At 43.0% G+C, this 20,207-nt stretch carries 22 protein-coding genes and 1 pseudogene; 11 read left to right on the forward strand and 12 right to left on the reverse strand.

From position 1 onward, the window contains the following. Window positions 1–2: 2 nt before the first annotated feature. Window positions 3–962 carry a phosphate ABC transporter permease subunit PstC gene (gene pstC, locus B5D77_RS21320; RefSeq protein ID WP_008196118.1) on the reverse strand — a complete coding sequence of 320 codons (960 nt, stop codon included), beginning with the start codon at window positions 960–962 and terminating at the stop codon, window positions 3–5. Between the two features lie 94 nt (window positions 963–1,056). Further along, complete coding sequence (gene pstS, locus B5D77_RS21325) at window positions 1,057–2,178, reverse strand: phosphate ABC transporter substrate-binding protein PstS (RefSeq protein WP_106909604.1); 1,122 nt, start codon at window positions 2,176–2,178, stop codon at window positions 1,057–1,059. Window positions 2,179–2,971: 793 nt separating this feature from the next. Here pstS and B5D77_RS21330 point away from each other — a divergent pair. Further along, on the forward strand, window positions 2,972–4,006 hold the full coding sequence (locus B5D77_RS21330; RefSeq protein ID WP_008196114.1) for a PstS family phosphate ABC transporter substrate-binding protein: 1,035 nt from the start codon (window positions 2,972–2,974) through the stop codon (window positions 4,004–4,006). Between the two features lie 146 nt (window positions 4,007–4,152). Here the strand turns inward: B5D77_RS21330 and B5D77_RS21335 are convergent, their stop codons facing one another. Next, entirely contained in the window at window positions 4,153–5,694 is a 1,542-nt protein-coding gene (locus tag B5D77_RS21335) for a ferredoxin--nitrite reductase (protein ID WP_008196112.1), read from the reverse strand. Between the two features lie 748 nt (window positions 5,695–6,442). On the opposite strand from B5D77_RS21335, the gene B5D77_RS21340 reads away from it, so the two are divergent. Next, a complete protein-coding gene (locus B5D77_RS21340; protein WP_002739408.1) occupies window positions 6,443–7,081 on the forward strand; it encodes an LON peptidase substrate-binding domain-containing protein in 639 nt (212 codons plus the stop codon). Window positions 7,082–7,564: 483 nt separating this feature from the next. After that, window positions 7,565–8,167: a Crp/Fnr family transcriptional regulator gene (locus B5D77_RS21345; protein WP_008196089.1), complete on the forward strand. Its 603-nt coding sequence runs from the start codon at window positions 7,565–7,567 to the stop codon at window positions 8,165–8,167. 1 nt (window position 8,168) lies between these two features. Here the strand turns inward: B5D77_RS21345 and B5D77_RS21350 are convergent, their stop codons facing one another. After that, window positions 8,169–9,086: an ROK family protein gene (locus tag B5D77_RS21350; protein WP_106909605.1), complete on the reverse strand. Its 918-nt coding sequence runs from the start codon at window positions 9,084–9,086 to the stop codon at window positions 8,169–8,171. A 356-nt stretch (window positions 9,087–9,442) separates the two neighbouring features. Here B5D77_RS21350 and B5D77_RS21355 point away from each other — a divergent pair, with 356 nt between their 5' ends. From B5D77_RS21355 to B5D77_RS21365, 3 genes are read left to right on the forward strand one after another with little or no spacing between them, the layout of a single operon-like run. Next, window positions 9,443–9,928 carry a DUF29 domain-containing protein gene (locus tag B5D77_RS21355; RefSeq protein WP_008196086.1) on the forward strand — a complete coding sequence of 162 codons (486 nt, stop codon included), beginning with the start codon at window positions 9,443–9,445 and terminating at the stop codon, window positions 9,926–9,928. Window positions 9,929–9,944: 16 nt separating this feature from the next. Continuing rightward, window positions 9,945–10,430 carry a DUF29 domain-containing protein gene (locus tag B5D77_RS21360; RefSeq protein WP_106909606.1) on the forward strand — a complete coding sequence of 162 codons (486 nt, stop codon included), beginning with the start codon at window positions 9,945–9,947 and terminating at the stop codon, window positions 10,428–10,430. Between the two features lie 19 nt (window positions 10,431–10,449). Further along, window positions 10,450–10,914, forward strand: coding sequence for a DUF29 domain-containing protein (locus B5D77_RS21365; RefSeq protein ID WP_039899187.1), 465 nt, complete (start codon window positions 10,450–10,452; stop codon window positions 10,912–10,914). 38 nt (window positions 10,915–10,952) lie between these two features. On the opposite strand, the gene B5D77_RS21370 is transcribed toward B5D77_RS21365, so the two are convergent. The 5 genes from B5D77_RS21370 to B5D77_RS21390 all read right to left on the reverse strand — a co-directional run bounded on the left by B5D77_RS21370 (window position 10,953) and on the right by B5D77_RS21390 (window position 14,766). Beyond that, the gene (locus tag B5D77_RS21370) at window positions 10,953–11,333 is read right to left on the reverse strand and encodes a hypothetical protein (protein ID WP_008196079.1); all 381 of its coding nucleotides are present in this window, start codon (window positions 11,331–11,333) and stop codon (window positions 10,953–10,955) included. 205 nt (window positions 11,334–11,538) lie between these two features. Further along, window positions 11,539–12,591 carry a phosphotransferase gene (locus tag B5D77_RS21375; RefSeq protein WP_008196077.1) on the reverse strand — a complete coding sequence of 351 codons (1,053 nt, stop codon included), beginning with the start codon at window positions 12,589–12,591 and terminating at the stop codon, window positions 11,539–11,541. 330 nt (window positions 12,592–12,921) lie between these two features. Further along, on the reverse strand, window positions 12,922–13,965 hold the full coding sequence (locus B5D77_RS21380) for an LD-carboxypeptidase (protein ID WP_008196075.1): 1,044 nt from the start codon (window positions 13,963–13,965) through the stop codon (window positions 12,922–12,924). Between the two features lie 39 nt (window positions 13,966–14,004). Next, window positions 14,005–14,256, reverse strand: coding sequence for a hypothetical protein (locus tag B5D77_RS21385; protein WP_008196073.1), 252 nt, complete (start codon window positions 14,254–14,256; stop codon window positions 14,005–14,007). Between the two features lie 42 nt (window positions 14,257–14,298). Further along, window positions 14,299–14,766 (reverse strand): CBS domain-containing protein, encoded by a 468-nt coding sequence (locus B5D77_RS21390; protein WP_008196071.1) that lies wholly within the window; start codon window positions 14,764–14,766, stop codon window positions 14,299–14,301. A gap of 204 nt (window positions 14,767–14,970) precedes the next feature. Between B5D77_RS21390 and B5D77_RS21395 the strand changes: the two genes are divergently transcribed. Both B5D77_RS21395 and nadC read left to right on the forward strand, forming a co-directional pair. After that, the gene (locus B5D77_RS21395) at window positions 14,971–15,537 is read left to right on the forward strand and encodes a Uma2 family endonuclease (protein ID WP_106909607.1); all 567 of its coding nucleotides are present in this window, start codon (window positions 14,971–14,973) and stop codon (window positions 15,535–15,537) included. Window positions 15,538–15,608: 71 nt separating this feature from the next. Continuing rightward, on the forward strand, window positions 15,609–16,457 hold the full coding sequence (gene nadC / locus B5D77_RS21400; protein ID WP_008196068.1) for a carboxylating nicotinate-nucleotide diphosphorylase: 849 nt from the start codon (window positions 15,609–15,611) through the stop codon (window positions 16,455–16,457). 47 nt (window positions 16,458–16,504) lie between these two features. Here nadC and B5D77_RS21405 read toward each other — a convergent pair whose 3' ends face one another. Then, window positions 16,505–17,302 carry an S-adenosyl-l-methionine hydroxide adenosyltransferase family protein gene (locus tag B5D77_RS21405; protein ID WP_106909608.1) on the reverse strand — a complete coding sequence of 266 codons (798 nt, stop codon included), beginning with the start codon at window positions 17,300–17,302 and terminating at the stop codon, window positions 16,505–16,507. Between the two features lie 134 nt (window positions 17,303–17,436). Here B5D77_RS21405 and B5D77_RS26340 point away from each other — a divergent pair, with 134 nt between their 5' ends. The 3 genes from B5D77_RS26340 (at window position 17,437) to B5D77_RS21410 (ending at window position 18,363) form a co-directional block, all read left to right on the forward strand. Next, on the forward strand, window positions 17,437–17,598 hold the full coding sequence (locus tag B5D77_RS26340; protein WP_002733724.1) for a hypothetical protein: 162 nt from the start codon (window positions 17,437–17,439) through the stop codon (window positions 17,596–17,598). A gap of 152 nt (window positions 17,599–17,750) precedes the next feature. After that, complete coding sequence (locus B5D77_RS26345; protein ID WP_008196036.1) at window positions 17,751–17,915, forward strand: hypothetical protein; 165 nt, start codon at window positions 17,751–17,753, stop codon at window positions 17,913–17,915. Beyond that, window positions 17,908–18,363: an N-acetyltransferase gene (locus B5D77_RS21410; protein WP_008196035.1), complete on the forward strand. Its 456-nt coding sequence runs from the start codon at window positions 17,908–17,910 to the stop codon at window positions 18,361–18,363. Before B5D77_RS26345 ends, B5D77_RS21410 begins: the two co-directional genes overlap by 8 nt. 214 nt (window positions 18,364–18,577) lie before the next feature. Here B5D77_RS21410 and B5D77_RS27455 read toward each other — a convergent pair. Together B5D77_RS27455 and B5D77_RS21415 are read right to left on the reverse strand one after the other, a co-directional pair. Next, window positions 18,578–18,862, reverse strand: a pseudogene (locus B5D77_RS27455) (ISAs1 family transposase); the annotation flags it as partial. A gap of 311 nt (window positions 18,863–19,173) precedes the next feature. Beyond that, the gene (locus tag B5D77_RS21415) at window positions 19,174–19,959 is read right to left on the reverse strand and encodes a Uma2 family endonuclease (protein ID WP_106909609.1); all 786 of its coding nucleotides are present in this window, start codon (window positions 19,957–19,959) and stop codon (window positions 19,174–19,176) included. Between the last annotated feature and the right edge of the window lie 248 nt (window positions 19,960–20,207).

Below are 20,207 nucleotides of genomic sequence, written 5' to 3' on the forward strand. Positions count from 1 at the left end.
GCTTAATACTTAGCTTTGACGCGATTAACGATTAATTCGGCGAAGATATTGACTACTAGGGTCAAAACCAAGAGAACAAAACCAGCATACATGAGCGCTGATACTTGCATTCCCGATGCTTCGGCGAATTGATTAGCCAATAAGGAAGCGATCGTGTTAGCGGGGGCGAGAATAGAGGCACTAATGCGGTTAGAATTGCCGATAATCATCGTTACTGCCATGGTTTCCCCTAAAGCACGCCCTAAAGCTAACATAATCCCCCCGACAATCCCGGAAAAAGCGGCAGGAATTAATACCCGAAAAATCGTTTCCCAACGGGTGGCCCCCAAACCTAGGGAAGCTTGTCGCAAATCTGGCGGTAAAGCGGCCAAAGAGTCGCGAGAGATAGCGATAATAATCGGCAGGATCATAATTGCTAAAATAACCCCCGCCGGTAACATTCCAGGACCCCCTAAAGGAGTACTAAACAGAGGAATCCAACTAAAATTAGCATTTAACCAGTTACCAAGGGGTCTGAGGATAGGAATCAATACAAAGATACCCCATAATCCGTAAACAACACTGGGAATAGCGGCCAAAAGTTGTACGAGAAAAACCAAAATTGTCCGCGCATTTAAGGGAATAAAATCTTCGCTTAAAAAAATGGCTGAACCGATACCGAGGGGAACGGCAATCAGGAGGGCAATCAGAGAACTAACGAGAGTTCCGTAGATAACGGGCAGAACTCCGAATTCTTCCCGACCGCGCACGGGATTCCAAGCACTACTGGTCAAAAATCCCAGACCAAAGCTTTGAATCGCTGGTAAAGCCCGAATAAAAATAACTAGAGCAATCAGGAGCAAAATTAGCCCAATAGCGATGGCAAAGGCGGTGGTTAACCCAACAAAGCCTTTATCAAGGATTTTTTCCGATTCTGGACGTTCTTTAAAATTTGAGTCGGGTGGAACTGTGGGCGCACTCATGATTAGGGTTTAAATCCAGCTAGTTTGCGGTAGCTAAGGGAGAAATTGGCCTTTCTCCACTACTATTGTAACTTTGAATACATTTTTTCGGCGACTAATCCACCCTGATTGTGTAATCGGGATAGATGACATCGGCAGCGGCGGCTACTCGTTCCCGGACGTTTTTCGGTAGGGGAATATAACCAAGGGCGGCGGACTGTTCCTGTCCCTGATTGAGTCCAAATTCGATCATCGCCTCCATAGCTAAAGCTTTTTGGGGATTGTCGTATTTTTTATAAACCAACATCCAACTATAGGTGACAATGGGGTAGGAATTTTCCCCCGGGGGATCGACGATAAAAGCGCGTAAATTTTCAGGCAGTTCAACGTTAGCGAGGGTAGCAGCGGCGTTGGTTTCATCGGGAATGACAAATTTACCCGCCTGATTTTGCAGGGCGGCCATGGGCAGGTTATTATTTTTAGCGAAACCGTACTCAATATAACCGATCGAGCCTTGATTTTGTTGAATTAGGGCAGTTACACCCTCATTGCCCCTACCGCCGAGAAATTTACCTTTTTTGGTCGGCCATTGTACGGCTTTTCCTTCCCCGATGCTTTTTTTCCATTCGGGACTAACGGCGCTTAAAAACTTAGTAAAAACTCCCGTTGTTCCGCTACCGTCTGCCCGGTGAACTACGGTAATTTCTTGATTGGGTAGTTTTAAATCGGGGTTATCGGCGGCAATTTTGGCATCGTTCCAACGGGTAATCGTGCCTAAAAAGATGCCTACATAGGCTTCCCTGCTTAGTTTCAGCCCTTCTACTCCGGGCAAATTATAAGCCATAACGATGCTTCCCGCCGTCATCGGTAGCAGTAAAACCCCGCGGCTAACTCTGGCCATATCCTCGTCACTCATGGCCACATCGGAAGCGCCAAAATCGATCGTACCTTGGATAAATTGTTCGACTCCCGCCCCGCTACCGGTAGATTGATAGTTAATTAGCAGTTTAGAAAATAGTTGATTAATGGTGACAAACCAGTTTTGATATAGGGGTGCAGGAAAAGAAGCGCCCGCACCATTGAGAGCGACCTCTCCTTGCAGAGGAACCTGGGCGATTCTATTGCTTCCCTCTCCGCCGGTTCCCGCCGTATCGCCGCCCCCACAAGCGGTTAAAGTCGCTGTTAGAGTCGCTAGGGATAAGGCTGTTAGTAAATTGGTCTTGTTTCTGCTGGCCATAGGATTAATTTTGATCCGTAAACTGCCTTAAATCTTACGCTAAAAGTTACCACTGCTTGGTAAAGAATAGGTTAAGAAGTGAATAAAAGAACATAATGTATTGTCAAGAAAAATTTTCTCGATAACTAGACAAAAATCTCAACTTCTTTTACTATTTATTTTGACTAAACATTAGTTTTAAGTAGGGAGGCACAATTATTTGTAGGATGGGTTAGCGGTAGCGTAACATAATCGGGCGTTGGGTTTCATGCTTCAACCCAACCTACGTTCTTCTTTTACTATTTATTTTGACTAAACATTAGTTTTAAGTCGCGGGTAAAGCCGCTAACTTTTCCTGTTTAGATAGGGGGTTTCTCTTTCTCTATCATTATAGGGACGTAAAAACAACAAAGAAAAGATTAAGGTTTTTAGTCATCATCCCTCAGCCTTGAATCAGTTATCAGTTATCAGTTATCAGTTATCAGTTATCAGTTATCAGATGTGAGTGGGAGCATCCCAATTATGTAATGAGTATAAATGCTCGGAAGGGGGAGAAGGCTTTTGTAGTAACGATTCTGGTTTGAATCACACAATTTAGAGAACCGTTAAAAATCTATGAACTCCCGAAAAGGCTTGCCATCTAAGCATTTCGCATCTAAGTACAATTTCTTATTGCAAAAGTGGGATGCTCCCGATGTGAGTTTTCAGTTCACCGATTACCGATTACAGCAAAAAACTCCCCACTACCCCACTACCCCACTGATAACTGAAAAGTCTCCCCAATACCCGTTTTTACTTTCTCCTTTTTACACCTATGCTAGAAATTTTTACTCAGCTATCTCGTCCCACCAAAGTAGTGGCAATTGTCCTGGGTACTGCTCTAATTTTACCCGCCTGTGCCAATATTAATCCTCAAGACCTCAAACCAATTAAAATTGATGGTTCGAGTACCGTAGCACCAATTACCAACAAAGTTCTCGAAGATTTTAAAGCCAATCCTCCCCACAAAGCTTTGGCTGATGTTAAAGTTGACGCTAATATTTCAGGAACCGGCGGCGGTTTTAGAAAATTTTGTGCGGGAGAAACCGATATTAATAATGCTTCTCGGCCGATTTCTGTGGAAGAATTAAAAAAATGTGATGCTAATAAGGTAAGATTTATTGAACTACCGATCGCTTTTGATGCTTTAACCGTGGTAGTCAATCCCCAAAATAACTGGGTTGATGATATTTCCACCACAGAATTAAGAACTATTTGGGAACCAGCAGCCGAGAATAAAATCAAACGTTGGAATCAAATTAATCCCGCTTGGCCCGACCGACCGATTACCCTTCACGGGCCAGGTAAAGATTCCGGAACCTACGATTTTTTTAGTGAGGTAATTAACAGCAAAGATGCCAGTCGTGGGGACTTTAATTTTAGTGAAGATGACCAAGCTTTAGTTAATGCCGTCAGTCAAGATGCCAACGCTTTAGGCTATTTTGGCCACGCTTACTATGAACAAAATCGGGATAAATTAAAAGCGTTAAAAGTTAACGGTATTGAACCAACTCGCGGCAATGTTGAGGATAGTAAATATCAGCCTTTATCTCGTCCTTTGTTTATTTATGTTAATGCCCAAAAAGCCCAAGAGAATCCCGCTTTAGAGAAATTTGTCAAATATTATCTCGATCGAGTTCCCAATTTATTAGATACTATTGGTTATATTCCCCTACCCGATGAGGCCTATCATTTGGCACGGGTACAGTTGCAAAAATTTGAGGTAGGAACGGTTTTTGAGGGCAGACCCCAACCCAATTTAACCATCGGGGAATTACTTCGTAAACAAGCCCAATTTGAAGCTAAGTAACGATTCCCATCTGGAAGGAAAATATATAAGAATTTTCCTGCTGCCATCTGCCTCCTACTATAGCAAGAGGTTGGCCAATTTCACCCAACAGAGATAGATAAAAAAAGAGGGGATAAACCCCCCATTCGTATCGAGAAACTTGTTAATTAACCTTTCGGTGTTGCGCCAAATTGTTCGATGAGGATAGAAGTTAACAGCGATTTTAGATCCTCACAGGGAATCCCTTTTTGTACACAACTTCCCAGGTGGGCATCTTTACCCACTTTACCCCCCATGTAGAGGTCAACTCCCTCCACGGTTTTGCCGTCTTTGCGTGCTTTTGTCCCCATCAAACCGATATCGGCCACTTGGGGTTGTCCGCAGGAGTTAGGGCAACCGGTCCAGTGAATCCGCACACCCTGGGGGATATTTAATTCAGCATCTAACTGACTAATTAAGTCCACAGCCCTGTTTTTGGTTTCAATCAGGGCAAAATTGCAGAATTGAGCCCCCGTACAAGAAACGAGCGCTCGTTGCAAAGGAGTAGGATTGGGGGTAAACTTAGCCAGTAAAGGCTCGGTTAAAAGAGTTGGCATATTTTCAGCCGCTATATTGGGAATAATCACGTTTTGTTCCACGGTTAAACGCAATTCTCCGCTGCCATACACTTCAGCAATCCGGGCCAAATCGAACATATCATCGGCAAATAGACGACCAACGGGAACACAAAGACCGATATAGCTCAATCCCTCCTGTTTTTGCGGAAAAACTCCTAAATGATCCCGTTTTTCCCAGTCGATTGCGTCTTTTTCCGCTGCCGTTGCCAAGGGATAACCTAAGTGATTAGCCACCCGCGTGCGGAATTCCTCGATTCCCCACTCATCAATTAACCACATTAAACGGGATTTTTGACGATTGGCGCGTAATCCGTTATCGCGGTAAACTTCCAAAATTCCTCGGCATAAATCCACCACCTCCTGATTCGGTCTCACCCAAACATTCATAGGAATTGCCGCTTCACAGCGTTTAGCCGAGAAAAAGCCACCTACCACAACATTAAAGCCTAATTCTCCCTCTTTATAGGCAGGAACAAAGGCAATATCGTTAATTTCCGCATGAACCGAGTTATCCCGGCCCCCCTCGATGGCAATATTAAATTTGCGGGGCAGATTGGTAAATTGATAATTACCTTGACCGTAGTTGGTAATCATATCTTGGACTTTTTGGACTAATTCCCTGGTGTCAATTAATTCATCTGCGTCTAGTCCCGCCATGGGTGAACCGGTAATATTTCTGACATTATCCATACCCGATTGTACCGAAGTCATACCCACGGATTTTAGTCGTTGGAAAATATCGGGAATATCTTCGATGCGAATACCGCGTAATTGTAGGTTTTGACGAGTAGTAATATCGGCATTGCCATCATCACCGTAACGCTGCACGATTTCCCCTAAAACGCGCATTTGCTCACTGCTAAGAATGCCGTTAGGAATCCGTAAACGCATCATGAATTTGCCCGGGGTGACGGGACGATAAAACACCCCCACCCATTTTAAGCGATGTTCTAAATCGGTTTTATCCATCGCTTCCCAACCGATTTGGGCAAAATGATCTAGTTCATCTTTGATGGCTAATCCGTCTTTTTCGGCTTTAAATTTCTCGAATTTATTGAGAGTTGTTCCATCTTTTTCAGGTGCTTGTACCACGAATCTATCTCCTTACTGATCTGTAGGTGCAATTGTTCTAGTTGGTGCGGGTTAGAAATGAAGAAATCGGGATTTAACAATAAGTATTCTTTAAAATACCGTCGTCATTAGCAAAAATTTAGTAATTTACCTAGTCTCTATTTGTTATTTAATTCGTTTTAAGTTGGATAATTTTGTATTGTTTGTAACAGAAATCCGCTCACCATCGTGTTTAGGCATTTATATCATGCAGTAAGTGCATTGAGGGGGGGTGTGGGAATTATGAATTATGAATTATCAATTAGGGTTGGCTGAAAAAGTAGGGGCGACCGCTGGTCAAAATGCAGGGTTTTTGAGCCACTAGCTTGAAAATATTGTAGCTGCTTCGCCAAACAAGACCCCAAACCCCTTACCTCGTCTATATTTCACATTTATTATTCAGCCAACCCGAATTAGGAAGTGGGGAAGTGGGGGAGAAGGGAGAAGGGAGAATAAATAAAGGTTGGCTGAATAAATCTAAAAACCTTGTTGGATAAGACTTTTAGACTTTTTTCTCCTCAAAAAGTGCCAGCCATTGCGGGGATCGAGGGGAAAATTCAGGGACTTTTTCCCTGAAAATTAGGTAGTTGACCACCTGAAAATCGATAAACCCTAAATAAAGGCAATCTCCCGACCCCTCAATACTGGCTCGGAGTCTCTTGCCCTTGCCTAGCGGTTCAGGGGGTATTGTGTAAAAATAAGAAAAGATCGGTTTTTTTTTACTAAACCTATGGCCACTTCTTCCATTGCCGTTAGAGAATTACCCCTCTTTCCCCTACCCGAAGTTGTTTTATTCCCGGGTCGTCCCCTGCCCCTGCACATCTTCGAGTTTCGCTATCGGATTATGATGAATACGATATTGGAAGAAGATCGCCGTTTTGGGGTCTTAATGGTAGATCCGGCCACGGGAGAAATCGCTAAAGTCGGCAGTTGTGCCGAAGTTGTCCGTTGTCAACGTCTCCCGGACGACCGGTTAAAAATTCTCACCATCGGTCAACAGCGCTTCCGTGTCCTAGAATACGTCCGGGAAAAACCCTATCGTGTCGGTTTAGTGGAGTGGATTGAAGATGTCCCCACCACCCAAGATCTGCGACCTCTGGCCAAAGAAGTGGATCGACTGCTGCGGGATGTGGTTCATCTCTCAGCCAAATTAACCGCTCAAAAAATTGAACTCCCCGACGATTTGCCTAGTCTTCCCCTGGAATTATCCTACTGGGTGGCGGGTAATCTCTACGGTGTGGCCGGGGAACAACAGGCTTTATTGGAAATGCTCGATACAGTTAGTCGTCTGCAACGAGAATCGGAAATTCTCACCTCGACTCGCAATCATCTGGCCGCTCGCACGGCTCTTAAAGATGCTTTAAATTAATAATCTTGAGGTTTTTCAGCTGCGGGAGAGGGAAATGGGGAAGTTATTTCAGTGAACAGTGAACAGTAATCAGTAATCAGTGAACTGATAACTCATACTAAATCCGTTGAGTATAGGCTACTTATGAGGACAGGCAATAGGCAATAGGAGCAATAGATAATCAGTTTTTAATAACCAGATTTAGTATCACATCTGAAAACTGATGGCTCTTCTAGGTTCTGTGTGATAAGTTTAATCGACATAGGATCGATCGATCTTTGTGTCCTTTGTGTCTTTGTGGTTCGTTCCACCCCCTCGCTCTTGAGAAATGTATCTTAGAATACATTTTACCCACCAAAGCTGGGAGAGCCAACTGATGACTTACCCACTGATAACTGATAACTGATAACTGATAACTGTTAATCTGGGGATTACCTAATGTTTACCTTGATACAGTAAAGTGGGGTTAAAATTGCTATTCCTTCACCCAGGAGAACTTCGATCATGTTGCTGACCTATAATCCCAATGTCTCACCCTTCCGAGAAGACTATAGCGAGAGTCGTCGGCTGCATTTTTATGATCGCGGGGAAAATATTCCTCTGGTGGTTGATGGAGTCTGGCAAGTTTATCGGGGTATGGCGCAACTAAGTCAAGTATCTGAGAGTGGAGAGGAAATTTTACTAGGCTGGGCCCATTCATCCCACTTTTTTGGCTTAAATTTGACCCATCTGGAATCCTATCACGCCAGGGCCTTGTCGGAACTGTACCTAAAATGGTACACGATCGCCGAAGTGGAAAACTCGGTGGAATTAACTAGGATGATGTTAAATCAAATGATCCGTCGTCAACAACAAACGGAATCGCTACTGGCGATCGCTGGAATCAAACGAGTGGAGGAACGTCTCCAGCAGTTACTACAGTTATTAAAGCGGGAAATGGGAGAACCAATCGCCCAAGGCAGTCGTTTAAAGATCCGTTTAACCCATCAAAATCTCGCCAATGCTATCGGTACCACCAGGGTAACGATAACCCGTTTATTAGGGGAATTTCAGCGTCAGGGAGCGGTGAGCAGCGATTGCGATCGCCATTTAATTATTCACGATTAAGTCAGTCCCCCCCCATAATAGACTCCCCGCGGCAGTCCACTAATTGCCAAGCTAATTTAGCAGCCCCCACCATGCCGGCGCGATTACCTAACTCGGCCGTTAATACCTCTAATCCTTCTCTGGAACTAGGTAAAACCCGTCTTTCGATTTCTGTGAGCAGAGAGGGAAAGAAAAACTTAGCACTGGCGCTAATGCCGCCGCCGATAATTACCGCCTCTGGGGTGAGAACATAGAGTAAACTGGCAATACCAGCCCCCAGTAAACAACCGTAACGCTGCCAGAATTCTAAAGCCTCTTGATCGCCTTTTTCGGCCAATTCTGCCAATTGCTTCGGTTCTTTGCCGGTCATCCGGCGAATAGCTTGCCGGGAGACGTATTGTTCCAAGGAACCCTGATTCCCGCTATTGCACAATGGACCGTCAAAATTGAGGGTTATTAAGCCTAATTCTGCGGCTGTTCCCTTGCTGCCCACAAATAAGTTACCATCGAGGATAATTGCCCCTCCTACTCCCGTCCCCAAGGTCAACAGGATGAGGTTTTGAAAGCGTTTGCCCGCTCCTAACCAAGCTTCCCCTAAACCGGCACAATTGGCATCGTTGGCTAAAATTGTCGGCATTCCCGTGCTTTCTTCTAACCAATCGGCGAGGGGAATATCCCGCCATCCTGCCAAATTAATCGCTATTTTGGCAATTCTTCCCTGAGCATCCGCCGGCCCCGGCGTTCCCACACCGATGGCTTGACAACTTTTATCTAAATTTACTTGACAAATGCCTTGATGTATGGTATGGGCAACTTCTTTGGGTGTAGCGGGTTGGGGAGTGGGCAAGGTGAGAGATTCGAGACAATTGCCCTCTTGGTCAAATTTACCAATTTTAATCGCAGTTCCACCTAAATCGACACCTATTACTGTTTTCACCATCGGGCTTTCCTTGTTACTCTGGGAGTAGCTAGGTTTATTATCACTCTTTTTGGCGGTTTTTTCGCAGTTAGATGTGATTGAGAGGATAATTCGGCTAAACTGGCAAAACTAGCTAATTGATTAGCCCCAAATTTCTTCTATAGTTTAGATAAGTACCTAAGCAAAATTAATTACACATCCAAGCCGTCACCCGTCAGCGAAAAGCTTTTTGCTGTGACCAGTAAACAGTAAACTAAAAATTCAAATCTGATCCCTGATAGCTGTCCCGGAGTCCCCGTCTCCTGTCTCGACTAGGAAATTAATTTTGCACGACTACTTACCTGCAGCTTAACTCCTGATTTTTTCCCATTTCAAAAATGATCAAAGTTACCATCCCAAATCTCTACGATAGCGATTATCAGCTTTGGCTAGAAAATACTATCAACCAATTACGTCAGGGGGATTTTCAAGCGGTAGATTGGCCGAATTTATTAGAGGAGTTAGCGGATTTGGGAAAAAGTGAACGACGAGCATTAGAAAGTTTATTAACTCGACTTTTAGAACATTTACTGAAGTTAACTTACTGGCAATCCCAACGAGATTATAATCAAGCTGGATGGAAAAAAGAAATTCGCAATTTTCGGATTCAGATCAAAAAAATTCTCAAAGATAGTCCCAGTTTAAAGTCCTATTTAAGGGAAATTTTGCAGGAATGTTATCTCGATGCTCGCAATCTGCTTATTGACGAAACCCAATTAGATGCTAGTATTTTCCCCGGGGAAGTGTTAGCTAGTCTAGAGGAGATTCTCGATGAAAATTGGTTGCCTAATTGGGAAGCTATCAGCAATAATTCTGAACAGTGAAATTAAGGAGTAAAAAATCATGAATATTACCATCCAAAATCTCTACAATAGCGATTATCAACTTTGGTTAGAGTCCACTATCAACCAATTGCGTCGGGGGGATTTTCAAGCGGTAGATTGGCCGAATTTATTAGAGGAGTTAGCAGATTTGGGTAAAAATAATCGACGAGTATTAGAAAGTTTATTAACTCGACTTTTAGAACATTTACTGAAGTTAACTTACTGGCAATCCCAACGAGATTATAATCAAGCAGCATGGAAAGGGGAAATTAGAACCTTTCGGAAACAAATCAAGAAAATACTGAGAGATAGTCCCAGTCTCAAACCCTATTTATCCGAGATACTTGAGGAATGTTACAGCGATGCTCGGGAGATAATTATTGATATAACCGAATTAGATGCCAGTATTTTCCCTGGGGAAGTGTTAGCTAGTCTAGAGGAGATTCTCGATCAAAATTGGTTGCCGGATTGGGAAGCTATCAGCAATAATTCTGAACAGTGAAATTAAGGAGTAAAAAATGATGAATATTACCATTTCAAATCTCTACGATAGCGATTATCAACTTTGGTTAGAGTCCACTATCAACCAATTACGTCGGGGGGATTTTCAAGCAGTAGATTGGCCGAATTTATTAGAGGAGTTAGCAGATTTGGGTAAAAATAATCGACGAGTGCTTAAGAGTCTCTTAACTCGACTTTTAGAGCATTTACTAAAGTTAACTTACTGGCAATCGCAACGAGATTACAATCAAGCAGCATGGAAAAAAGAAATCAGAAATTTTCGCCTACAAATTGCCGATCTTTTAGAAGATAGTCCCAGTTTAAAGTCCTATTTAAGGGAAATTTTGCAAGAATGTTATCTCGATGCTCGCCATCTGCTTATTGACGAAACCCAATTAGATGCCAGTATTTTCCCCGGGGAATTGTTAGCTAGTCTAGAGGAGATTCTCGATGAAAATTGGCTGCCGGATTTTCGGGAGACATAAACAGCGATAAATCTTCTGAGACAAACTAAAGATTAGCTTCACCTACCCGGTTTACAGACATTATAATCCTCGTGAGAGATCACCGCTTCCGGGACGAGAAGATTGCCGTGGTCGCGACAGATGAGGCGATAATTGCGGGTAACGGGGATACTGATAATAAAGCGATCGTGTCGCAATCGTTTACCATGGAAATCTCGATAATTGCGGTGATTTTGCAATCCTTGCAGGATTTCCCTGGCTTTAATTACCACATTTTTCGGCAATTCCCGCAAATCGATTGGATCCTGGGAAAAAGTGGCTTCCCAGGCATTTTTTTGGCGTTTTCTTTCTTCCCAAGCGGCATCTAGTTGAGCGCAATGATGGCAGACTTGGCCATAACCCTTATGACCACAGGGAAACTTCTTCTTTCTTCTAGACATAATACCATCTGTCTGTGAGGCTGTCAGGGAGTATTCAAAAGCGGTAAAGCTCGCTTCACTTTTGGCAGATGAAGAAGAAAATCTTTACCTAGTGATTATCTATACTTACCAGCATACAGGGATCGATCCCCGGTTTGGCGATTGACCAGCAAGAAAGTTTATCTTCGTTAGTTGAGGCTGCTGTCACCGACAAGATTAAGGCTGCTTAGAATAATTCCCATTCTTGGGTTCTTAAACGCTTGAGAATGGCCAAACGGCTACTAAAATAATTGGCACAGAGACGACTATAATCGGTTAAACGCAGATTATTTAAGCTAATTGACCAAGACCAAATATAGGCCGCTTGGGTGAGATACTGAAGACAAGATAATTCACCATCGGTTAAAGGTACTGTTTCATCGTAACCTTGAATAAAACCATGGCGAACCCGGCGATTTAAACCAGATTGTAGGGAAACTTGCAGAAATTTAGCGATATCGAAAACTCGCCAACCATAACCGCACTGATCGAAATCAAATAGGGTCATCTGATTATCAGGGGTGATGTGTACATTACCACTATGGGGATCGCCCCAACAAATGCTCCAATAGGGAGATTCGGTCGGTAATTTAGCGGTTTCTTCCTCTATTTCCCCAATGGTTTCTAAGACACACTCTAGGTCGCTCGGTCGTTGGTGCAGAAAAGGTGCGATAATTTGCAGGGAATCCTCGAGAAGATATTTGAGGTTGAGGGGATGACGATAGGCTAGGGTTTGAAAATCTGCTGTCACCCGATGTAAATTAGCCACGATCGCCCCTAAATGATAGGCTTGTTCTATATCTATGTCGCCAATGGCAATTCCTCCAGGAGCATAGGGAAAAAGGACGGCGTAACGTTTTCCTTCCGGAGCCTTAATTTCTACGGATAAATCACCGTTTTTGGTGCGAATTGGCGCGGCGACGGGAACCTGAGAGCGATCAAGATAATCTAATAATTCTAACTCGAAGTCGATTTCCATTTTGCTGCGCCAATGGCAGTGAGACACGCGCAAAATGTAGGGAGTAGTCAAGGTTTCGAGGAGATACACATCACTTAAACCCCGATGCCAAAATTGACAATTTTTCGGCACTTCAATCTCGTAACGAGAAAAAACTAAATCTGCTAGGGCAGCGGGAGCCAGAGTCGAGTAGAGTGTGGGAAACGTCCATTCCCCGGTCTGAAGATTAGCAGCGGGATAACTCGAAAGCGGTAAATTGAGCGAAGCCAGAAAAGTCGTCACGGTTCCCTCCCGATGCAAGTATGGACTAGGCTCGCATCATCCTATTCTATAGGCCACATATATTACAAATTGGCTCGATCGCTCCGTATATTTCGCTACATTCCTCTGACTGGAAAGTGGGTGTAGGGTCTGGGATCTGGGGTGTGGGGTGTGGGGAAAGAAACCTCTTTCATCTGTGGGGGTGAAAATTTTTTCATCGGCACTGACTCCTTACCCCACAGTTAACTTTACTTTTGTCCAACTACTTATCAGTACCCCAAAAATTAATATAGGAGCTGCTGAAAAAGTCTTGGAGTGGGAACGCCAGAACAGTTTTTGAGGCTTTAACACCTACTTACTAACCGCCGATTCTAACATAGTAATTGTTCCCTGATTAGCATCAAATTCTACTGCAATACCAATAGCCAGAGTCTCGATAATCTCCAAATGTCCGATCATTAAACCTAAACAAGCGGGAATTTTTAAGGGTTGAATATATTCTCGGATCACTTCTTCTAAAGTCAGGGAACCATAGTTACTATCGGCGCTACAATTGCTACATTGACCGAAGATAAACCCCGCTAAATTATCGAAAATTCCCGCTAATTTTAATTGATTTAACAGGCGATCTATTTCATAAACATCTTCACCAATATCTTCTACAAATAGGATAGCTCCGGTAAAATCTGGTAGATAGGAAGAACCTGCGATCGAGGCTAAAGTGGTTAAATTACCACCGATTAATTTACCTTTTGCTTGACCTTTAGTAATGGTTTGAATTCGATTTTTTACCTGCATTAAACGATTAGCATCATCGGGATCAGGAAGATTTCTAAAAGTCAACTTTTCCCCAGAAAATAACACTTGTCGAAAGCTTTCAGTTTGAGCAGTGCGCCAACTAGAAAAGCCATTGGGAGCATGGAAAGTAACTAAACCAGTTTTGGCATAAATAGCCAATAATAAAGAGGTTATATCACTGAAACCACAGATGATTTTAGGATGACGACGAATTAAATCGTAGTCGAGATAAGGTAATAAACGAGCGCTGCCCCAACCGCCACGAATTGGTAAAATTAGGGCAATATTATCATCGGCAAAAAATTTATTTATATCCGACGCTCGCTCCCTATCTTTACCAGCTAAATAACCATAACGATCTAAAGCGTATTCACCAACTTGTGGGACTAATTTTAGGGATTTAACTGCTTCGATAACTATGTTCAAATCATCTTCTTTAAAAGTTGCCCCCGCCGGACTAATAATACCCACTCCGTCCCCTGGTTGTAGATTTGGCGGTTTAATCAGAGGAAAATTAGTGCTAACAATTTTTCTAGGAATTAGGGAAAAACTAACAGCAGTTAGGGCGGAATTAGTGAGAAATTGACGGCGCTTCATCCTGAGGGTTTTTAGAGAAATTGCAAGGGAAATAAGAATTTAGAGATTAGCGCTCAGAAAAAAAGTTTTCACAATTGCTGCAGCTAGGGGGACAATTAATGCCCAAACCTGATATTTTTGGTTTCCTTCTAATGAGTTTAGTCGATTTTCTATTCCCTCAACTTTTCCCGTTAACACTGCTTGTCCTACGTTTAAATCCGTCACATCTTTTTGTAAAAAATCGATTTTTCCCTCAATCCGCAGCAAGATAGTTTCTAGGGAATAAGTAACCGTTTCCTGAGATTGATTCATTTGTCCAAGACCTGTTAGTTAATTGTTGCCCTAAAAAAGCAATTATGCTTCCGATTTTGCCATATCGCGAATGATATCGCCGCGGGTGATAATACCGATTACTTTGTGGGTTTCTTCCTCAATCACCGGTAAACGACGCACATGACGATCATACATTAACGAGGCCGCTTCTTTCAAAGGGCGATCAGCTGTGATACTAATAGGTTTATCGGTCATTACTTCCCCCACGGTTTGACCGAGAGCTTTATGGAGTAATTTCTCGTGACGGCTAGGATTTTGTAGATAGATGACGCTATCGAGGAGCATAATGTAAGGAGGAGCTTCTACTCCCGTTTCCTGCCACATAAGGTCAGTTTCGGAGATAACCCCAATCAGTCGCATATTGTCATCTACCACGGGTAAACCACTAAAGCGCTTTTCGGCCAAAATCTTCACTGCTTCGGATAGAGAAGTGTTAGCGGTGACGGTGATGGGATTGGGAGTCATGATATGGGCAACTGTTTTCGTCATCTTAGCGACCTGCGACAATAATGCTTTCTCTCTCCATCTTATCATTAGGGTAATCAGTCACCGCTTATAGCAGTCGTCTTAGTGGCGAGATACAAAGTTTTCGTTTTGGGGAACCAGTGTTCGGTCGTTAGGAGTCGATACAAAATTAGGTTACACTTCATCTTTATGATAAACACTGTATTTAGTTGACAAGGAAAAAGAAAAATGATCTCTCAACCTCAATACCCAGAAAGAATGACCACGGAAGAGTATCTAGGATGGGAGGCTACACAGGAATTGCGCCATGAATACATTGATGGGGAAATTGTCGCCATGACTGGGGGTAGTCTGGCTCATAATGATATTACCTTGAATTTTTACAGAACTTTATATTCTCATCTCCGTCCGCGAGGTTGTCGGGTGAATGTATCTGATGCGAAGGTACAAGATAATAATGGTCGTTATTTTTATCCCGATTTGGTGATTAGTTGCGATTCTAGGGATAGAGAATCTCGTAATTTTATTCAACATCCACAAGTGATTATTGAAGTGCTTTCCCCTAGCACAGGAAACTATGACCGCACTAAAAAGTTACAATATTATCGTCAGATTGCCAGTGTACAAGAATACGTTTTAGTCGATGTCGAATCGATCATTGTTGAGGTTTATCGCCGCGGTGAAGGTAAAATTTGGTTTTACTGCGCTTATAGTCAAGGGGAAGAAATTATTCTATCTAGTCTCGATTTTCACTGTGCGATCGAGTTAATCTATGAAGGGATAAGTTTCGATTAAAAAAAGTTTACAAAAAGGTCAAACCTTCCTAGACTTAAAATAAATACGTCCCGATTGTTTCGATAAATCCTATGTTACCGCCCCTATTAGTCCTTGATCCCTTGTTAGAAAACTGGTTACGAGAAGATCTCGGTAGAGGCGATCGCACCACCCAAGCAATTTTCTTCGGTCATGCTAAAATCGGTCAAGCCACTTGGATTGCCAAGGAAGCGGGTGTTATTGCCGGTTTACCCGTAGCTGAACGCGTTTTTCAACTGCTTAACCCCACTATTCATTTTACCCCCACCGTTGCCGAGGGGGAATTCTGCCCTAAGTCTAAGGTTATTGCCGAGATAGAAGGTTCTTTCGATGCGCTGTTAATCGGGGAAAGAGTCGCTTTAAATCTTGCCATGCGCTTGAGTGGGATTGCTACTGCCACTCGTCAGTATGTGGAGAAAATTGCCGATTTATCGACAAGATTGGTGGATACTCGCAAAACTACTCCCGGATTGCGAATTTTAGAAAAATATGCCTCCAGTATCGGTGGCGCAATCAACCATCGTTTGGGGTTAGATGATGCAATTATGATTAAAGATAATCATATTCAAGCAGCCGGCAGCATCGAGGAAGCAGTGCGTCGTGTACGGCAAAATATGCCCTATCCTCTCACAATTGAGGTAGAAACCAGCCAATTAGAAGAAGTGAATCAGGCCCTGCAGCAGGAGGTAGAGATCATTATGTTAGATAATATGGATTTAGAAATGATGCAAACTGCTGTGGAGATGATCCGCAAGTTTAATAGTAAAACCAAAATAGAAGCATCGGGAAATATTACCCTTGATCGCATTCGCAACGTTGCCGAAACAGGAGTAGATTATATTTCTACTAGCGCCCCGATTACCCGTTCTACTTGGTTAGATATTAGTATGATAATTGATTAAAAGGCTCTATCAGTTATCAGTTATCAGTTATCAGTTATCAGTTTTGATCACTGACTCCTATCTATTCTAACCTCGATCGCATCGCCAATATTTAGGTGTAATTGCTTTTGAGCGCTGCCACTATTGACGGCAATTTCTAACCCCCCGTGACTACCGATAAAAGCGACTATTTCCCCCGAAGCAACATCACTGTAGGTGTTTTTTGCGGGGATAATGTTTGGTCCTAACTGCACCGACCAATTTTTTCCTTCTAGGAGATAATCGGCAATATTGCTGATTAAATTGCCGAAAATGTCAATATATTGAATTTGACCCCTAATTTTATCTTCCTCGATTTGCGGAACAGCGATCGCTAATTGTTGCAAGCTATCGGGATCAATAATCTCACCTAACATTTCTAGGGGTACTCCCCGGGCTAAATAAGCGGCCACAGCAGCAAAAATATCACGACCGTGAAAAGTAGTGCTAGGGTTAGGGGTGCGCCAATAGGAAGAATTATTGAGATTAACGGCAGATATAGCGGGAGATTGGCTTAAAATGCCACTAAATAAACCATTATCTGGCCCGACTAAATAACCACCGGCAAAACGAATCCCTACCCCGCGTCTTTTGCTTCCTACCCCCGGATCTATAACTGCCAGATGAATAGTGCCTTGGGGAAAATATTGATAGGCATTCAGGAGAATAAAACGACCAGCGTAAAGGTCTTGGGGCGAAATTTGATGATTCAGGTCGATCGTGCGAGCATGGGGGGCAATTCCTGCGATTACTCCCTTGATAATCCCCACATAACCGTCCTGTAGTCCAAAATCGCTAGTAAGGGTTATTATTGCCTTTTCCGTCATCGACTTGTCCCTAGGGTGGCCAACACTGTTAATAAATCTTAACGCTAAATTCAGTAACTAAAGATACAGTTTACCAAGGAGAATGTTATGATTTAGATATAAGGTAAGTGAAGTCGCTCAAAAGTCTGTCCATCATGAACAAAAATCGTCAGCAAGTCCTAACACAGGCCACCGTCGCTCATAGAGAAACACTCCGCAGAAATTTACAACACCGACTGGAAGTAGCTAGAGCGCAGGGAAATGAGGCTCTAGTGCGTCAATTGGAGGCGGAGGCGGCCTATTTGCACCTTCGTTAGATTTAATCGGTGTTTAGTCATAGTCTAGTTGTCGGTTTTTGGTGATCGGTATGCCGGTCACTTTTTTTTAGACGAATTTTTAGGAAAAAAAATTGCTGATATCTCCGCAATCCCTAAAATAGAAAGAACAGCAGTTTAGAGATCAAATAATTATGGCTTTTTTCCGGCAATATATCGCCCCGCTCCTGACTATCTTAGTGTTTTTAGTGGCTCTGGCTGCTACTGGCATCCGGATTTTTTTACCGGCAGATTTAGCGGCACCCGCTCCGATCGAGCCATCCCTGGGCATAATTTTCTCTTATCCTTGGCATGGCTAACCTTCCCGAAAATTATCGGCTGCGACTGGGAAAAGCGGGCGATCGCTATCTACTCATTAATTTTCTGACCCGAACCTATGAAGAATTTTTTCCCGAACAAAAAAACCTCTCCCATCTAGCTGATACAGTCAGACAGTTTTTTGGCCTCGATACTCCCCTGTGGATCGTCGAAGCACAACAAACGGCGATCGCTTGTCTCTGGATGGGGAGCGCCGTCGATCAGGTGACAGGCGATCGCTATGGTCATATTTTCCTAATTTACGTCGATCCCCAGCATCGTCGCCAAGGTATCGCCAGCGCACTCATCGATGAAGCTAAGGATTGGGCAAAAAGTCGCGGACAAACCCACATCGGTTTACAAGTTTTCATCAATAACGACAATGCTCTCAATCTCTACCAAAATCTCGGCTTTCAAACTCGCTCTTTGCTGATGTGGAAAAATATTTAAAAACTGTCAGGAGACAGGGGACAGGAGATAGGGTGATAGGGTGATAAGCAGGGTCAGCGCATCTCAAAACCTATTGACAGCTAGATTGTAGCTCTTGAGTGCAAGCAGGTAAGCCAGCCACCAGCAGGGTAAGCATATAATCATACTAAATCCGTTGAGTACAGGCTAGTTATGCGGAGAGGCACTCATGCAAAGGGGAATAAATAATCAGTTTTTAATAACCAGATTTAGTATCATTATCCATCGCTGCCCGCTTTGACTTCTGCCTGAGGCTGCGCTTGAAGGTAGATTCTCGGTTGAGGGTATTGACAGCAAAACGCCGCACCAGTCCCAGATTGTCTGGGACCTGCCGAGAGCGGACACGACAAGCATCTTCCCCAAAAGTGACATTGAGCGTCCAATGTCAGGAATTTTCAATACCCCAGTGCAGGCGAATAGCCAGGGCAATTCTGGGACTATAGTCAGGTAAACTGCTCAGGTAAAACTGAATTTCGTGGGTGGGAGCAAATCCTTGGAATATGAGAGGATCGCGAATCAGTGGGACAACAACTATCATTCTCTAAAAGTCCTCTCCAGGGAAGGAAAGCTGACAAATTGTCATGCCTCTTGCCCACACCTTATACTAAATCTGGTTATTAAAAACTGATTATTTATTCCCTTTTGCATGAGTGCCTTTTGCCTATCCTCCTAAGTAGCCTATACTCAACGGATTTGCTATTATTACTTGTCTTAAATGTCTGTATAATTCGCTACATTTTTAGATGCGCTTACCCTAGGGTTTATTGATGGCCGTTTGCAGATTTTAACTGGCTAAATTGTCTGGGGGTTGATGCCTAATTCTCGTAATTTTGCCGCTAATCTTTCCTTGGCTTGTCGTTCTTGTTCTTTTTCTAAAAGAGCCTGTTCTTTTGCCTGTCGTTCCTGTTCCTTTTCTAAAAGAATCTGTTCCTTTTCTAAAAGAATCTGTTCCTTTTCTAAAAGAATCTGTTCCTTTGCTTGTCTTTGCTGTAATTCAGCTTCTTGGGGAGTGGGAACCAATTGACCATCGGCGGTAAAATAACGCAGTTTACGGTCAAATATGCCTAAATATAATCCTAACTGTTCACTCCATAGATAACCCCGGTCATTGGGAGAAATAGCTTGATATTGTCCCTCAAGTATCGTAAATCCTTGGAATTCTAAGGTATTAGGATCGAACCAAAAATAATTAGGAGTGCGAAAAGTATTTTGGTAGAGAATTTTCTTTTTAGTGCGGTCAATATTGGCCGTAGAATCGGAAATAATCTCCACGATCACATTGGGATATTTACCCTGTTCTCCCCAAACCACCCAACTTTTGCGGGGACGTTTTTCTGTATCTAAAACCACAAAAAAATCTGGACCGCAGAAATCGCGCTTTTTCAGTTGTTCTTCGTTATAGTAGATAGTCAGATTACCAGAAGCGTAGTAATCGTTTTTCTCTTGCCATAATAATTCTAGACAATTGAGGAGAATTATGATCTGTTGCAGGTGTAAATCACTTTCCAAGGGTGGTTCATCACTCCATAAATCGGTGGGGGGACAGTTAACTTCTGGTAAAATGTCGAGAGTTGTCATAGTTTTTCCCCTGGCTGGGAGATTTATTTAATTAGGGTTTACTGAATAAATGTGAAATATAGACTAGATAAGAGTTTTAGGATATTTTTTTGCGAAACAGGTGCAAGGTTTTGAGAGTCCTGTAGGGGCGAATCATTTGGGCATAACCTATCGCTGAAACCGTAGATTTCCTATCCGAATGCTTCGCCCGTACCCCAAATTTTTCTCTAGCAACGCACCAAATAAATTAATGATAGGTGTGGTGCGTT

It is taken from the genome of Microcystis sp. MC19 (assembly GCF_003019735.1).
Taxonomy (GTDB): Bacteria; Cyanobacteriota; Cyanobacteriia; order Cyanobacteriales; family Microcystaceae; genus Microcystis.

Coding starts and splice junctions, on each gene's coding strand:
- B5D77_RS26345 (WP_008196036.1), top strand. CDS start 17,751: ATGGCTTTTTTCCGGCAATATATCGCCCCGCTCCTGACTATCTTAGTG.
- B5D77_RS21365 (WP_039899187.1), top strand. CDS start 10,450: ATGAATATTACCATTTCAAATCTCTACGATAGCGATTATCAACTTTGG.
- B5D77_RS21350 (WP_106909605.1), bottom strand. CDS start 9,086: ATGGTGAAAACAGTAATAGGTGTCGATTTAGGTGGAACTGCGATTAAA.
- B5D77_RS21390 (WP_008196071.1), bottom strand. CDS start 14,766: ATGACGAAAACAGTTGCCCATATCATGACTCCCAATCCCATCACCGTC.
- pstC (WP_008196118.1), bottom strand. CDS start 962: ATGAGTGCGCCCACAGTTCCACCCGACTCAAATTTTAAAGAACGTCCA.
- B5D77_RS21410 (WP_008196035.1), top strand. CDS start 17,908: ATGGCTAACCTTCCCGAAAATTATCGGCTGCGACTGGGAAAAGCGGGC.
- B5D77_RS21345 (WP_008196089.1), top strand. CDS start 7,565: ATGTTGCTGACCTATAATCCCAATGTCTCACCCTTCCGAGAAGACTAT.
- nadC (WP_008196068.1), top strand. CDS start 15,609: ATGTTACCGCCCCTATTAGTCCTTGATCCCTTGTTAGAAAACTGGTTA.
- B5D77_RS21355 (WP_008196086.1), top strand. CDS start 9,443: ATGATCAAAGTTACCATCCCAAATCTCTACGATAGCGATTATCAGCTT.
- B5D77_RS21385 (WP_008196073.1), bottom strand. CDS start 14,256: ATGAATCAATCTCAGGAAACGGTTACTTATTCCCTAGAAACTATCTTG.
- B5D77_RS21380 (WP_008196075.1), bottom strand. CDS start 13,965: ATGAAGCGCCGTCAATTTCTCACTAATTCCGCCCTAACTGCTGTTAGT.
- pstS (WP_106909604.1), bottom strand. CDS start 2,178: ATGGCCAGCAGAAACAAGACCAATTTACTAACAGCCTTATCCCTAGCG.
- B5D77_RS21405 (WP_106909608.1), bottom strand. CDS start 17,302: ATGACGGAAAAGGCAATAATAACCCTTACTAGCGATTTTGGACTACAG.
- B5D77_RS21340 (WP_002739408.1), top strand. CDS start 6,443: ATGGCCACTTCTTCCATTGCCGTTAGAGAATTACCCCTCTTTCCCCTA.
- B5D77_RS21370 (WP_008196079.1), bottom strand. CDS start 11,333: ATGTCTAGAAGAAAGAAGAAGTTTCCCTGTGGTCATAAGGGTTATGGC.
- B5D77_RS21330 (WP_008196114.1), top strand. CDS start 2,972: ATGCTAGAAATTTTTACTCAGCTATCTCGTCCCACCAAAGTAGTGGCA.
- B5D77_RS26340 (WP_002733724.1), top strand. CDS start 17,437: ATGAACAAAAATCGTCAGCAAGTCCTAACACAGGCCACCGTCGCTCAT.
- B5D77_RS21395 (WP_106909607.1), top strand. CDS start 14,971: ATGATCTCTCAACCTCAATACCCAGAAAGAATGACCACGGAAGAGTAT.
- B5D77_RS21415 (WP_106909609.1), bottom strand. CDS start 19,959: ATGACAACTCTCGACATTTTACCAGAAGTTAACTGTCCCCCCACCGAT.